This window comes from Bacteroides sp. OM05-10AA, assembly GCF_003439055.1.
GTDB lineage: Bacteria > Bacteroidota > Bacteroidia > Bacteroidales > Bacteroidaceae > Bacteroides > Bacteroides intestinigallinarum.
Genome location: NZ_QSUR01000007.1, coordinates 38,625 through 52,353, shown reverse-complemented (window position 1 = coordinate 52,353; position 13,729 = coordinate 38,625). Strand labels below are relative to the sequence as shown.

General features: G+C 37.5%; 19 protein-coding genes, 1 tRNA gene and 1 pseudogene. 13 read left to right on the top strand and 8 right to left on the bottom strand.

The window, feature by feature from the left end; translation table 11 throughout:
* Positions 1-3 precede the first annotated feature (3 nt).
* A complete protein-coding gene (gene asnA, locus DXB58_RS07190) occupies positions 4-1,041 on the bottom strand; it encodes an aspartate--ammonia ligase (protein WP_074559127.1) in 1,038 nt (345 codons plus the stop codon).
* A gap of 393 nt (positions 1,042-1,434) precedes the next feature.
* Here asnA and DXB58_RS07185 point away from each other — a divergent pair.
* Positions 1,435-1,506: transfer RNA gene (locus DXB58_RS07185), tRNA-Arg, on the top strand.
* A gap of 116 nt (positions 1,507-1,622) precedes the next feature.
* Positions 1,623-2,909 carry a site-specific integrase gene (locus tag DXB58_RS07180; RefSeq protein WP_122136382.1) on the top strand — a complete coding sequence of 429 codons (1,287 nt, stop codon included), beginning with the start codon at positions 1,623-1,625 and terminating at the stop codon, positions 2,907-2,909.
* A gap of 9 nt (positions 2,910-2,918) precedes the next feature.
* On the opposite strand, the gene DXB58_RS07175 is transcribed toward DXB58_RS07180, so the two are convergent.
* From DXB58_RS07175 to DXB58_RS07145, 7 genes and pseudogenes are all read right to left on the bottom strand, one after another.
* A complete protein-coding gene (locus DXB58_RS07175; RefSeq protein WP_199487933.1) occupies positions 2,919-3,989 on the bottom strand; it encodes a macro domain-containing protein in 1,071 nt (356 codons plus the stop codon).
* A gap of 2 nt (positions 3,990-3,991) precedes the next feature.
* Entirely contained in the window at positions 3,992-4,630 is a 639-nt protein-coding gene (locus tag DXB58_RS07170) for a DUF4433 domain-containing protein (protein ID WP_122136381.1), read from the bottom strand.
* Between the two features lie 48 nt (positions 4,631-4,678).
* Positions 4,679-4,966, bottom strand: coding sequence for a hypothetical protein (locus DXB58_RS07165; RefSeq protein ID WP_122136380.1), 288 nt, complete (start codon positions 4,964-4,966; stop codon positions 4,679-4,681).
* 52 nt (positions 4,967-5,018) lie between these two features.
* A pseudogene (locus DXB58_RS07160) lies at positions 5,019-5,225 on the bottom strand (hypothetical protein); the annotation flags it as partial.
* Positions 5,222-5,428: a hypothetical protein gene (locus tag DXB58_RS07155; protein WP_122136379.1), complete on the bottom strand. Its 207-nt coding sequence runs from the start codon at positions 5,426-5,428 to the stop codon at positions 5,222-5,224. The gene DXB58_RS07155 and the pseudogene DXB58_RS07160, both read right to left, overlap by 4 nt.
* Before the next feature lie 17 nt (positions 5,429-5,445).
* A complete protein-coding gene (locus tag DXB58_RS07150; protein ID WP_122136378.1) occupies positions 5,446-6,072 on the bottom strand; it encodes a hypothetical protein in 627 nt (208 codons plus the stop codon).
* Positions 6,073-6,100: 28 nt separating this feature from the next.
* Positions 6,101-6,526 carry a hypothetical protein gene (locus DXB58_RS07145; RefSeq protein WP_122136377.1) on the bottom strand — a complete coding sequence of 142 codons (426 nt, stop codon included), beginning with the start codon at positions 6,524-6,526 and terminating at the stop codon, positions 6,101-6,103.
* A 434-nt stretch (positions 6,527-6,960) separates the two neighbouring features.
* On the opposite strand from DXB58_RS07145, the gene DXB58_RS07140 reads away from it, so the two are divergent.
* The 11 genes from DXB58_RS07140 (at position 6,961) to DXB58_RS07090 (ending at position 13,721) form a co-directional block, all read left to right on the top strand.
* Complete coding sequence (locus tag DXB58_RS07140) at positions 6,961-7,209, top strand: XRE family transcriptional regulator (RefSeq protein WP_233527256.1); 249 nt, start codon at positions 6,961-6,963, stop codon at positions 7,207-7,209.
* Positions 7,210-7,211: 2 nt separating this feature from the next.
* A complete protein-coding gene (locus tag DXB58_RS07135) occupies positions 7,212-7,772 on the top strand; it encodes a response regulator transcription factor (RefSeq protein ID WP_122136376.1) in 561 nt (186 codons plus the stop codon).
* 33 nt (positions 7,773-7,805) lie between these two features.
* Positions 7,806-8,000: a hypothetical protein gene (locus tag DXB58_RS07130; RefSeq protein ID WP_122136375.1), complete on the top strand. Its 195-nt coding sequence runs from the start codon at positions 7,806-7,808 to the stop codon at positions 7,998-8,000.
* 1 nt (position 8,001) lies between these two features.
* Complete coding sequence (locus tag DXB58_RS07125) at positions 8,002-8,334, top strand: hypothetical protein (protein WP_122136374.1); 333 nt, start codon at positions 8,002-8,004, stop codon at positions 8,332-8,334.
* Positions 8,335-8,370: 36 nt separating this feature from the next.
* Positions 8,371-8,979 carry a hypothetical protein gene (locus DXB58_RS07120; RefSeq protein WP_122136373.1) on the top strand — a complete coding sequence of 203 codons (609 nt, stop codon included), beginning with the start codon at positions 8,371-8,373 and terminating at the stop codon, positions 8,977-8,979.
* A gap of 91 nt (positions 8,980-9,070) precedes the next feature.
* The gene (locus DXB58_RS07115) at positions 9,071-9,298 is read left to right on the top strand and encodes a hypothetical protein (protein ID WP_233527255.1); all 228 of its coding nucleotides are present in this window, start codon (positions 9,071-9,073) and stop codon (positions 9,296-9,298) included.
* A 21-nt stretch (positions 9,299-9,319) separates the two neighbouring features.
* Positions 9,320-9,754, top strand: a complete 435-nt coding sequence (locus tag DXB58_RS07110) for an AraC family transcriptional regulator (protein WP_122136372.1) — start codon at positions 9,320-9,322, stop codon at positions 9,752-9,754.
* Positions 9,755-9,772: 18 nt separating this feature from the next.
* Positions 9,773-11,749 (top strand): hypothetical protein, encoded by a 1,977-nt coding sequence (locus tag DXB58_RS07105; RefSeq protein WP_122136371.1) that lies wholly within the window; start codon positions 9,773-9,775, stop codon positions 11,747-11,749.
* Positions 11,750-11,768: 19 nt separating this feature from the next.
* Entirely contained in the window at positions 11,769-12,716 is a 948-nt protein-coding gene (locus DXB58_RS07100) for a recombinase RecT (protein ID WP_122136370.1), read from the top strand.
* 7 nt (positions 12,717-12,723) lie between these two features.
* Complete coding sequence (locus DXB58_RS07095) at positions 12,724-12,984, top strand: demethylase (RefSeq protein WP_122136369.1); 261 nt, start codon at positions 12,724-12,726, stop codon at positions 12,982-12,984.
* Entirely contained in the window at positions 12,981-13,721 is a 741-nt protein-coding gene (locus tag DXB58_RS07090; RefSeq protein WP_122136368.1) for an MBL fold metallo-hydrolase, read from the top strand. The genes DXB58_RS07095 and DXB58_RS07090 overlap by 4 nt, the downstream gene beginning before the upstream one ends.
* Positions 13,722-13,729 lie beyond the last annotated feature (8 nt).

Sequence of the window (13,729 nt, the reverse complement as noted above, 5' to 3'; positions counted from 1 at the left end):
CTATTATATAAGGTGTATATCAAGTTCTTCACATTCTTTGCGCATATCTTCGGGCCAGATACTGGCTTGTATTTCTCCGATGTGAGCTTTGCGAAGGTAGAACATACACAAGCGGGACTGTCCGATACCTCCTCCGATAGATAGCGGGAGAGTGTCATTCATCAATCGCTTGTGGAAATAAAGTTCCAGCCTTTTTTCTTCTTTTTCTTCTTTCAACTGACGTTGCAAAGCTTCTTTATCTACACGGATTCCCATGGATGACAATTCGATGGAGCGTTGCAGAACATCGTCCCACAGCAAAAGGTCGCCATTCAGTCCGGGCAGGTCGTTCAGCCCTTTGGTAGTGTAGTCATCGTAGTCTGGTGCACGTCCGTCGTGCTTCTTGCCATCACCAAGTTGACAGCCTATTCCTATGATAAACACAGCTCCGTATTTCTGACAGATGGCGTGCTCGCGGCATTTAGGTTCCAGGTTCGGATAAAGCTGGCGCAATTCCTCTGAATGAATGAAATGTAGCTTTTGTGGCAGGCAAGGTTTGATTTGCGGATACATTTCATATACCATATATTCTGTACGGATCATAGCCGCATAAATACGGTTGACGATTTCCTTTAGGAAGTTCACAGTCCGGTCTTCATTGGTGATGACACGTTCCCAGTCCCATTGGTCTACGTAGAGAGAATGCAGATTGCCCAGTTCTTCGTCCGACCGAATTGCATTCATATCCGTATAAATACCATATCCCGGTTCGATGTGATAGTCAGCTAAGGTCAACCTTTTCCATTTAGCCAATGAATGAACCACTTCGGCTTGCGCATCGCCCAGATCTTTGATTGGGAAAGAAACAGGTCGTTCTATTCCATTCAAATCATCATTGATACCCATTCCTTTCAATACGAAAAGAGGGGCAGTCACACGTCTAAGGCGCAGTTCGGATGACAAGTTTAATTGGAAGAACTCTTTTATTTGCTTGATTCCCAGCTCGGTCTGTTTGAGGTCGAGTAGCGGCTTATAGTTCTTAGGTTTTATCAAGTAACTCATAGGTTTGTTAAATGTTAATTGTCGGCAAAGATAGGAATAAAATTGATATATGTAATGGATATTCTCTAAAAGATTGTCAATTTGATAAAGTAAATGCTCTAAAGCATTTCAAAATAACAGTCTCCTAATATAGGGAAGTACCTTAAGAACTATAAAAAAAGGAGAATCATTAGGAAGATGAGAAGATTTTTTATACTTTTGTCGTCGCATTTAGAAAGAATGGCTTCCTTGTTTAAGCAACAAAGGCGTTTTTTCTAATTTGATAAAATAAGTATAAGCACCTGTAGTTCAATGGATAGAATGGAGGTTTCCGGTTCGTCCACCACCTATGGGAACAAAATTTTAAGAAAATTTTATATTAACATACTACTCTAGCCAGTGTAATTAGCATAAGCACCTGTAGTTCAATGGATAGAATACAAGATTCCGGTTCTTGAGATGAGGGTTCGATTCCCTCCGGGTGTACTTTAAGCCACGCTTTTAACATAGCGTGGCTTTATTATTACCGCACTTTACCAATGAAAATTTATATATTTGCGGTGGAATGTTCTACTATTGTTCCACAACTTAAATAAAATACTATGGCAACTTTTAAGGCAGAGGTGTATAAACATCAAAAACGTTCTGACGGAACTTGGAATGTGAAAATTAGAGTGACGCATAACCGGCAGAAAAAATATCTGTCTACTCCTATCTATGTAAAGCAGGACGATATCACCCGTTCCTCTTTTAAACTTAAAAAGAACATAACGGATAAAACGGACAAGATGATAGAAGAGTATGAAGCGATTTGTACCGAACTTGGTTTGAAGTTGAAGAGTATGCCTATTGACGATTTGATTAAAGAGCTGGAAAATGGAGTAAAACCAAAAGTAGAGAACATTGATTTTATAGCTTTTGCTGTCCGGAAAATAAAGGAGATGGAAGAGGACGGGCATGGTGGTTCTGCCAGAAGCTATAAAACGACTATTGAAAGTTTGAAACGATTTATCAAAAGAGATACTTTAGCTATTTCAGAAATAACTTCTGTTTTTATGGAAGATTACGAGAAATGGCTGAAAGATAGAAAGCCGTTGAGTAATCGTGTACTTGGTGATCGGGCACTATCTTTATATCCTGGTTATATTCGCGCATTACATAATTTGGCAAAAAAAGAATATAATGATGAGGAAATGGGGATCATCCGGATTCCCTGGTCCCCATTCCAAAAGTACCATGTGAAGAAACCTACTCCTGCTAAGAAAAGAAATCTTTCGGCAGAAATGATAAGGAAGATATTAACTCTTCCGGACCAGCCTTCTACGAATATTGGATGTACACGTGTGAATTTGGCAAGAGATGTGTTTGCTTTATCGTTTTATCTTATCGGAATGAATACAGTTGATTTGTTTAATTGTGATTGTATAGCTGATGGCCGTATTACTTATCAGCGAACTAAGACAAAAAATCGTCGAGATGATAAGGCGGAGATTAGTGTTAAAATAGAACCAGAGGCAATGCCGTTAATTGAAAAGTATATGGATAAAACAAGGCGTAGAGTCTTTAAGTTCTATTGTATGTACGCATCAAAGGATTGTTTAAATACTGCTGTAAATAAAGGTTTGAAAAAGATTGGCGAAATTCTGGGTATTGAAGATTTGGAATTTTATGCAGCCCGCCACTCATGGGCGACTATTGCCCGCAATGATCTACGTATAAATAAGTATGTTGTACATGAAGCTCTGAATCATGTCGATGATGCAATGAAAGTGACAGATATGTATTTAGAAAAGGATTATTCGCAGAATGATGATGCTAACCGTCGTGTTATTACTTATGTGCTGACAGGCGATAATGGTGTGAAAAAGAGAAAAAATAAAAGGGAGTAAAAACTCCCTTTACTTATTATTAAAGAAATATCTATTTGAATGTTCTTCCAAATGCCTATAAGCTTTTGATATATATTTGTCAAGACATAACTTTCTTTTACGATCACTCCATTCTTTCATTTGTTTTATAGTCTCTTCTTCATTTATATTAGGGTATTCTGACCTGATAAAATCAACAGAAGCAAGGACTTCAAGTGATAATGCAGATTGATAACCGTCAATTAATTTAAGTAATTGTTTTAATCTATCTACTTGTTCTACTTTTAATTGTTTTTTTATGTAGGCACTGATTTCATCTTTTTTACTATAATCTAATTCTAGGGTTTCAAATGGTTTTGCATTCATTTGTTCCATTCCTCTAAGATATTTGCCATTTAAACTTTTTATTAAATGGTCTACACCAACAGAGTAGGGACCAAAGAAGTCTTTTGTAAATTTCAATTTAGCAAAACAAGGTTCTCTTAACCTCTTAAAAAAGAAGGCTATTTTATTTGCTACAAATAAACTGCTATATTCACCTCCGCATAATTCGTAATAGAACAGAGTGTATAATATTAAGGCTCTAGCATCTGTTAATTTAACATCTCCTTTGAATTCTTGATTCTTTAAAACTTCCTTTACTGCTTCATTTGGCTCAAATATTTGTATGTCTACATCTGTTAATTCGCTAAGTCGTCCTTCCATCATGGATTTTACAATGTCCCAATTTAAGCCGCCGTTGCCGCAACCTAAAGGAGGGATCGCAATACTTTTTATATTATATTCTTTAATAGCTTTTACTAAAGCGTCTAATCCACTTTCAATGTAGGAATATTGTGATTTCTTATACCATACAGTTTTTGTAGGAAAGTTTATAATGATTTTTTCTCCGCTATCTGTTGTTGATTCTTTAGTAATAATCAACTTTCCAGGGACGAGTTGATTATTTTTGCACGCAGTTAGATAATGGTTAAAGTTGCTAGGGTATTTCTCTTTGAATTGAAGAGCTATACCTTTTCCCATTACTCCAACAGTATTTACTGTATTTACTAATGCTTGAGCTTCGGCTGATAATAAATCGCCAATAACATACTTAATCATTATTAATAGTATAGTTTTGATTTATCAATTTCTACAGGAATATCTAACCCTAAAGATGCTAATATATTTTCTATCTCTTTTTTTCTTTTATCTGTATATGTATATATTTTATTAATACAATTACATGGAACGAAATTCTTTACCATGAATTCAGCTTGTTTTTGTCTCATTCGGTCAGGAGTTTCTGGTGTTACACTCCAATATCTAAGAGGAATTACGTCCCAATTTATTTGGTCTAAATCTTTTGTTTCATTAAAGTATTCTGTAAAACTATCAATAGGATGTCCATCTGTGAATATCCATTCATTACATTGTTCTATAACATTGTATAGCTCTAAACATAAAAAAATAATGTCTTCCTGTGGCTGCATGGGTACTCCCCTCCCTGTTTTTATGTTTAGTAACATTGGTGAATGTCCACAAAAGTAAAAGGGGACATAATCACCTAGTACTCCACCTGGCTTTATGTCCACAGGGTATGTATCTCGTTTCTTTATTAGCGTATCATTCCCTATGTTGACATATTCTGTTGATGGCTGCATATAATTCTTGCTGCATATACCATTGGATAATACAAACTTAATATTGTCAAAATGTACCATTCTGTATATATATAATGGTTTTGGTGGTATTTTGCTCATATTATTATCAAAGTTAAGATTAAAACTCGATATATTCTATTTATTTAATTATTTAACTATGGATTTATCTTTTTTGAACATATCACCTTTCCCGGTCATTAGCCATTCGGCTGATATTCTGAAATCATTTATTAGGCCTAGCAACCAAGAAACTTGGAAGAATCCCAGAGAGTGGTTCTTTGACTGTGCATCAAAGTTGCGACGATCAATGTTGTATAGCCTGCAGTAAGTAGCTTTTCCACGCATCAGTTTGGCTGATACGAGAAAATCTATTGTCTGGAAGAATCTTGCAATTATAGATAAGGTTTCTTCTGTATATGCTCTTGGTTTACTCATTGTCCTTAGGGTTTTCTTTTTCTTCTGGTTATTAATTGTCTATCTAGTACGATTTCAGTTGTCCGAAGAAATCGTACAACTGACTTCCTTTCTTAGATAATTTGCGTTTTAGGTCACTCCAATATCTGCGAGGATTGTCGCTATCGGTAAGGACTGCAACAACGTCCACGATAGAGAAAAACCATTCTTCTTTCTTATCGTCCCATACAGCACGAATCTTCTTATCTTCGAATATTTTGATAGCGTCTTTCTTTGTCATAACAACTCGTATCTAATATACTGTAGATCACTTTTCAGACTTTCTAAGGCAGTTGTGTCTTCGTTGGATATAAGAGCCTTATCTATAGCTCTATTTAGTTGGCTGATACCATCTGCTAAAGCATCTTCATTTATTGTTCCTGTTGCTGCATATTGAGTGAAGGAACTTTTGATTAGGTCTATGGTGAATTTATTGTAGTCCATATTTGAATATAATATATCTATTTTATATTGTTATAATATAGTACTCCAGTTAATTGGGCTGGATATGGGTCATTGTTTATTAATTCATCTTCTAAACATATTTCAAGTCCTGTTCTATACCAGAAACACGCATACTTCTTATCTATAAAATATGGTTTACCATATATTTTTGAAAGGCTTGATATTAATTTTGAATGAGAATTTTCTCCATCAGTATCCCAACATATTAGTTTTAGTGATTTCATCTTTTTTCTTTCATATTTGGGATAGGGAACCGCCCATATACGGTAGTCGTTTATTTTATATTTATAGGCATATATACCGCTGCTACTATATTGAAATATTTCTCCTTGATTTAGAAGTGAATTGTATCTTTTATCGTATTCTTTTTCCGAATTTCCAAAGTGAACTCCCATAGGTAATGATTCCTCATAGTTGCCTCTATATTTATCTCTGATACTGTCTATTTGAGCTTCTGTAACATAAATCAAATCATCGTTTCTTTGATTCTCTTTTAGTACCGCTGAAAGTAAAGAATCAAATTCAGCTTGTGAAGTTTCTTTATAGTTATTCCTCACATTATTACATGATGAAAAAGAGCAAGTGATTATTAAAAATATTATGATTGTAATCTTGTTGTTCATAATTATTAGTATTTGGGTGTTTTATATGTTATTTCTCCAATCCTGATCCACTTGCATCGGCACATCTGGCAGCACTTTCCATGCGGGCATCCGTTTTTTTCCTTTCTTGAAGTATGTCTATAAGTTCTCCATTTTGTCTGATGAGTTCTGCATTCATTTCGTCGTGTCGCTTTCGCTCATCAATCATAGCCTGAACGAATTCGTAAGGCACAGAAGATGAATGCACTGTTTTGCTGTCTTGTTCAGAGTTTTTCAGCATATCTCCTTCTCCGGTTAATAACCAACCAGTGTTAAGTTCTGGATAGCGTTCAGCAATGCTCGTTACTTTCTCTGGCTGCATGGATACTCGCATATTGGCAATATAGCCATACGAAAAACCACACTTAGCTTCAAAGCTACGGACAGATATTCCTTTATAGTTGATAAACTCTTTTAATCTCTCTTTTACACTCATATATAAAATATTTCATTAAAATAATGAAAATATCTCATTATTTACTTTGTTTATAATGAACAATGCTATATATTTGTCCCGTTATAAGTTTTATAACTGAACAAAAATAGTTTAATCCTAAGTAATTAACAAATAAATGAGGAGGTAAAATGGAAAAATTGACATTGGAGTGCTATCGAGGTTTTATGCAATCTCCTAAGGTTACAGCTAAAGAATTAGGCGGCTTGTTTAACGCAACATTGATTATGAATTTAGGACGTCCCATTTAACGCAACATCATTATGACGATAACGCAACGCTGATTATGGGGAGGGTAGGAGGGCAAAAAGGAGAGTGCCCGAGATTCACATCCCGGACACTCCATTTAACGCAACGTTGATTATGACATCAACGTTGATACAAAGGTAATTAAAAAATGATTAATAGCAAATTTTATGGTAGAAATGGAAAGTATAACATTGAATCAGAGGACTTTTAGAGGATACTACGACGCATTGCCTGATAGAAAAGTATCAAAAGCTCCTAAGTCTGCTTTTGTGGACCAAATAGCCTCGGTCACTATGAAATCCACAAAGACAGTGCGTTGTTGGTTGTCCGGGGCGCAGAAACCGGATGCTTTGGCACAAGCTATGATTGAAAAGGAATTGGGGATACCTGCATCAGAATTGTTTCCGGAGGATTGAGTATGCGACCGATTGAATTCTATACGACACCGGAAGGTGAGGTAACTATCCGAGAGATGGGTATGCCGGAACGGCAGTTGAAAGAATCTGATACAGAATTCATTCAACGGTTCTTGGAAGTTCTTGAAGAATTCTATCCGGAGGCTTACAAGGCGTTACGTGAGACTTATGCCAAATACGACGGGAACCGATTGTGGAGAGATTTTCTTGCAGTGCGTCGATTCATTAAATGTAATTTCGGTCTGTATGATAATGAAATTGATATTGATGAAAATTGGAACTTTAAGTTTGAATTCGTAGGATGCCCGATGCGAGGTGAATGTGCAGGGTTCAAGGTTATTTGTCAGCCGAAATTCAACAGCAATTTATCAGATCGGCAACTTGAAATAATGCGCTTATGCTATGAAGGGTTATCCGATGAAGAAGTCGGTAAAAGAATGTTCCTCTCTTCCCACACGATTAACAATCATCGTCGTAACAGCTTCCGGAAATTGGGTGTTCACTCTATGGCAGAGTTTAATAGGTACGCAGCCGAGAAAGGATTATTTAAGACGGTCGTTTAACGCAACATTGATTCATTTAACGCAACACTGATTATGGCTAAAAAAGAAGTAGAAGAAAGAGAGCTTACCGGAGGTGAAATAGTTGTAGCCGCTATCATATTGATTTTGGCTCTCTATGTGCTTGGAAATGCTACCGAAGTATGTAGGATAGTAATTTCGTTAGTGATGATGATAGGGGCTTTAGTTCTGGTATACCAGGCGAAGTACCCAACTAAGAAAGGAGGTTGATATGACAGACCAACAATATTTAATTAAGAATCTTCTGATTGGCGCTGCCGAACTTGGTGCGGCTACGCAGAGGAAGTATGATCATCCACGTTTAGACTTGATAACTCAACGTGAGGCTTACAAGTTCTTTGAGGAACGGGACACAGTATACGGTGAGATATTTACTCATGGTGAAGCATGGGTGAAAAAGATGGTGAAGGAAGGCAAACTTCATCCCAAACGCAAAGGAAGATCAGATAACTCACCACTTATGTATTCCAAAACAGAAATGATTGCTGTTTACAATGCTGAATATGCGGTAATACATGGGATTTTTGACGGTACACAACTATAGTTGAATGATAAGTAAATAATTCGAATAAATACAGGTATGAGTAAAACTAATTTAAACATTCTTAGAGATAAGGCGTATAAAACAGCTTGTGAACATGGGTTTCACGAACAGGAATTGAGTAACGAGCATTGTTTTTGCCTTGTAATATCCGAACTCATGGAAGCTGTGGAAACTGATAGAAAAGGTAAACGAGCCAATGTTGATCGGTATAATAAGAAGATTGCTAACAGCCGCATTTGTCAAGGGTTAGACCCAGACATTCCCAAAGAGCGTGGTTACGAAGTCGCATACAATGAAACTATAAAAGGCTCAATTGAGGAAGAGTTAGCCGATGCTGTAATCCGCTTGCTTGACCTTGCAGGACTTCGAGGAATAAGCCTTGAACTTGCCAACGGAGATATTGATGACTGTATTGAAGATATGGCAGAAGCCTGTAAAGACGAAACTTTCACCGAATCAATCTATTCCATCTCTACACTTCCTGTGAGATATGATGGCTTATATGATTTCCATACTACCGTTAATGATATGGTACTATCTATCTTCGGACTTGCCAAATATCTTGAGATTGACCTATTTTGGCATATTGAGCAGAAGATGAAGTATAATAAACTTCGTGATAAGATGCACGGGAAGAAATACTAATTGAATGTGCGTGAGGAACGTGGGGGTGCCTGCCCTGCCTTAATAGATCGGCTTCAACCGACGTCATGCACATTTTTAATACATAAATACTATGATAAGGACAAAAGTAAAACTCTATTTGAAAAGTGAAGGAGGAGACACCGATTCTATAACAACATGGATTAATCTCCCGGAGCAAGAGGCACACGATCACTATATAGGTAAACGGCTTAATATAGGTACAGTTGCAGATCGCATGATGAAATGTCATAAGGTCGAAACCTTGAATGTGCAAGATAAAAAAACAAAGGGGGCAATTAACAAGGCTCCGATTATTTAATAACTCTTTAAATATAGCATTATGAGTACAGAAGAAATTAAGAAAAAGGCTCCCTATAATTTGAGGGAGAAGAAAGAGAAGGATGCAAAATACAGGTCATTAATCAGACCTGCTCTAGCAGATGAGTTATACGATAAGATTCTGAAAATTGTCGTTGCTCAAAAAAAGTACAAGGACCCAGATTACTCTGCTAAAAAATTGGCGAAGGAATTGAAGACGAATACTCGCTATCTTTCAGCAGTTATAAACTCTCGTTTTGGCATGAACTATTGCTGTCTGGTTAATGAATATCGGATTAAGGATGCTTTGCATTTATTGACTGACAAACGTTATGCCGACAAAAATGTGGAAGAAATTAGTGATATGGTTGGTTTTTCTAATCGTCAATCGTTCTATGCTGCTTTCTATAAGAATGTAGGTGTCACACCTAGAAAATATCGAATCGAAAACCTGTAATATTAACGCAACAAGATTATGGCAGATATAAGGATTGTGAGAATGAAACTCACTAATTTTAAAGGAATTCGTTCTCTGGAAATGAACTATGATCCGGAAGTGACTAACGTTTTCGGAGACAATGCGACGGGAAAAACTACTTTGATGGATGCTTTTCTTTGGACTTTGTTCGGTAAAGATAGTCAGAACCGCGCGGACTTCAACATTAAAACGCTTGATGCAGACGGGAAAGCTCTTCCTAAATTAGAACATGAAGTTGTTGTGGTCCTTTCGGTAGATGGAATAGAAACCGTTTTCCGTCGTTGTTACAAAGAGAATTGGGTGAAGAAGCGGGGAACCACTAAAGAGGTGATGGATGGACATAGTGTTGATTATTACGTAGATGATGTACCTTTGGGTAAGCGTGAATATGATACTAAAGTTTCAGATATTTGTCCGGAACAGCTGTTCCGGCAGATAACTAATCCTGCTTATTTCCCTTCTTTGAAGATGCAGGAGCAGAGGCGAATGTTATTTGAGATTGTAGGTGGTGACATAACTAATACAGATGTATTCGATGAGTTAATAACAATAGGAAACAAGGATTTATACACTCCACTTATTGATGCTCTCAATTCTGGTAAAACTCTTGACGAATATAAGAAGCAGGTTGTTTCACAGAAGAATAAAATTAAAGGTGAGGTAGCCGATATTCCTGGTCGTATCGAAGAGAACCACCGGAATATGCCAGAGGAAGAAGATTGGGTAGCCTTGTCTTCCGAGATTGAAGAAAAGGAAACCGAGATTAGAAACTATGATTCTCTGATTGCTGACAAATCAAAAGCTGACGAAGAGGAATCCGCTCGTAGGCGTAGTGTTCGTCTGCAGATAGATGATAAGTATGAGCGTATGGAAGGGATTAAACGCCAGATCAAAAAGGATGCCAATACAGAACATGATAAATGGTACTCTGATTTGTCAGCAGAAGAAAGCTCTATTTCTAATATGAATACGGATATTCGCTATTTGGAAAACAAGCTATTAACGCTAAATAACTCTTTGACGGAATATCAATCGCAAAGAAGTAAATTGTATGAGGAATATAAGAATATCAATTTGATGCAGTTTGAAGTTGATAGTTCATGCCTTGTCTGCCCTACATGTAAAAGAACATTTGAAGGTGAGGATTATGATAGTAAGTTGCAAGAAATGCAAGATACTTTCCAAACTAATAAATCTACTCGTTTGAATGACAATATCAAGAAAGGAACTGCACTCAAAACTAAGATTGAGGATTTAAAAAAACAGGTTCAAGACATTGAACAGGCTATCAAAGAAAAAAAGAATCTGTTATCTACTTTGGAAGTCGAGAAACAGCAGTTGCAGAATTCAGAGCCGAAAATAGTCGATGTTACGGAAGCTGTAGAACGGAATGAAAAGTATATTTCTCTGAAAAAAGAGATTGCACTATTGGAAGAGTCTCTAAGGACAAATTATACTCCTGCTGATGTATCGGAATATACTGCCGCTAAAAAAGTTCTTCAATCGGATATATATGCCCTCAAAGAAAGACTATCCAAAAGGGAACAGATTGAACGTACCCAGAAGCGGATTGATGAGCTGCAGTCTCAACTTTCGAATATGCAGCAGCAGATTGCCGACTACGAACAGATCGAAGCCTCGATACTTGACTTTATGAAATCGAAGGTCTCTCTGGTAGAGAAGCGTATCAATTCAGCTTTCTCCTATGTTCAATTTCGGATGTTCGATACGCAGGTAGATGGAACCGAGTTTGACACTTGCGAGTGTATGGTAGACGGTACTCCTTATTCCGATTTGAACACTGCAGCGAAGATGAATGCCGGTATTGATATCATCAATGCTATTTGCCGGGCAAAGGGTGTAACAGCCCCTATATGGTTAGATAATCGTGAAAGTGTGTGTAACCTTATCTCGTGTGCTTCGCAAATTATAAACCTCTTTGTAGAGAGAGGTGCAAAATTAACTATTCAATAATCATTTAACGTAACAGATTATGGCAGAAACAAATCAGAATCAAACAGGAGGTATGTTTGACAACAAAAGTGGAGCACAACCGGCTCCTGCACAACAACCGCAACAAAACCTTTCGATTGTCCAGAAAGATGTGGTTGATACTGTATTGTCTAAGATTAAAGACTTTGAAGAAGCAGGAGAGCTCAAACTTCCGACTAACTATTCAGCGGCAAATGCATTGAAATCGGCATGGCTTATTCTTCAAGAAACGAAGGATCGGAATGATAAACCTGCATTGGTGGTATGTACGAAAGAAAGTGTTGCAAATGCTTTGCTTGACATGGTCGTTCAAGGGCTTTCTCCGATGAAAAAGCAGTGCTACTTTATTGTATATGGTAGCAAACTTACTTTGCAACGTAGCTACCTTGGAACCCTTGCCATCGCCAAACGTGTGGGCGGTGTTAAAACGGCCATTGCCAATTGCGTATATGAAGGGGATGAATTTATATTCTCTGTTGATACGCAGACCGGGCTTAAAAAGATTATCAAACATGAGCAGACTTTGGAAGGTTTGGATGCAAACAAGGTTAAAGGGGCTTATGCTATTCTCACGACCGAGGACGGACGGAGTATTGTTGAGATTATGAATTTCGCCCAGATAAAACAGGCGTGGATGCAGGGAGCTACGAAAGGCGGTTCTCCTGCACATAAAAATTTTGGTGATGAAATGGCAAAGAAAACCGTGATCGGACGTGCTTGCAAAATTCTTATTGGTATGTCTGATGATTCAGCTCTATTTGATGAACCGGATGAAACGGAAACTGATATTGCTGCCGGACAGCGTGCGGTCCAAATAGAAGGGGCTGCTAATAAAAAGCGTTTAGGAGATATTGAGGACGCCAAGTTTGAGGAAGTGAAGCCTACTGCTCCTAAACCTGCCACTACCCAGCAACCGAAAGTAACAAACGATGCCCCTCCTCCGTATTAATTCAATTATGGCGAAGAAAGTAGATAACGAAAAAGGATTTCTGGTAATAGAGGTTTCGGCAGCGGAACTGTCTGCTAAAGCCGGAGGATATGGTATCTGTGACTATTGTAATACCCCTGCAGAAAAGGGGTATTATATAGCCGTTCTAAACCAATGGTATTGTCCTAAGTGCTATGATGAATTCTGTAAACGCGCAAAGTATTACCAAGAAGATACCGGAACGGAGAAGAGGAACTATGAGTTGTATTCTAAACTATTTGGAGTATGAAACTGAAAGTATTAGGAAGTAATAGTCTCGGTAATTGCTATATCCTTGAAAACAAGGATGAAGCATTGATAATTGAAGCAGGAATAAAACTGCCGAAGGTCAAAGCTGCGATGAACTACAACATCAAGAAGATAGTCGGTTGCCTGGTAAGTCATGAGCACGGAGACCATGCAGGATTTTACACAGAGTATCTAAAGATAGGATTTCCGGTAATTTCACCGGAAGCTGTTTATAAAAGCAAGGGATTCTCCGTTATGCCTCCATTCGCGAAGATCGCAGAGCCAGGCCGTGGTTATAGAGTAGGGAATTTTAAAGTGATTCCTTTTGAAGTACAACATGACGTTCCGGCTTTTGGTTATCAGGTAGATCATCCAGATATGGGAAGGCTTGTTTTTCTTACTGATACTTTCTATTGTGATTATACTTTTGATAATGTGAATCATTGGCTTGTAGAAGCGAATTATGCGGATGATATTCTTGATCGTAATATAGCAGATGGACGTATACCGATATCTATGCGTCCCCGATTGCTCAAATCGCACATGGAGATTGAGACTATTAAAGGGTTGCTATCAGAAAATGATTTATCACAGACACAGAATATTGTACTCATTCATTTGAGTGATGGCAATTCGAATGAGAAGAGGTTCGTGGACGAGGTTATCAGTTTGACGGGTAAGCCGGTGTTTGCAGCTAACAAAGGATTGGTTATAAATGTCAGTCGAATTCCTTACTAATTGTCTGC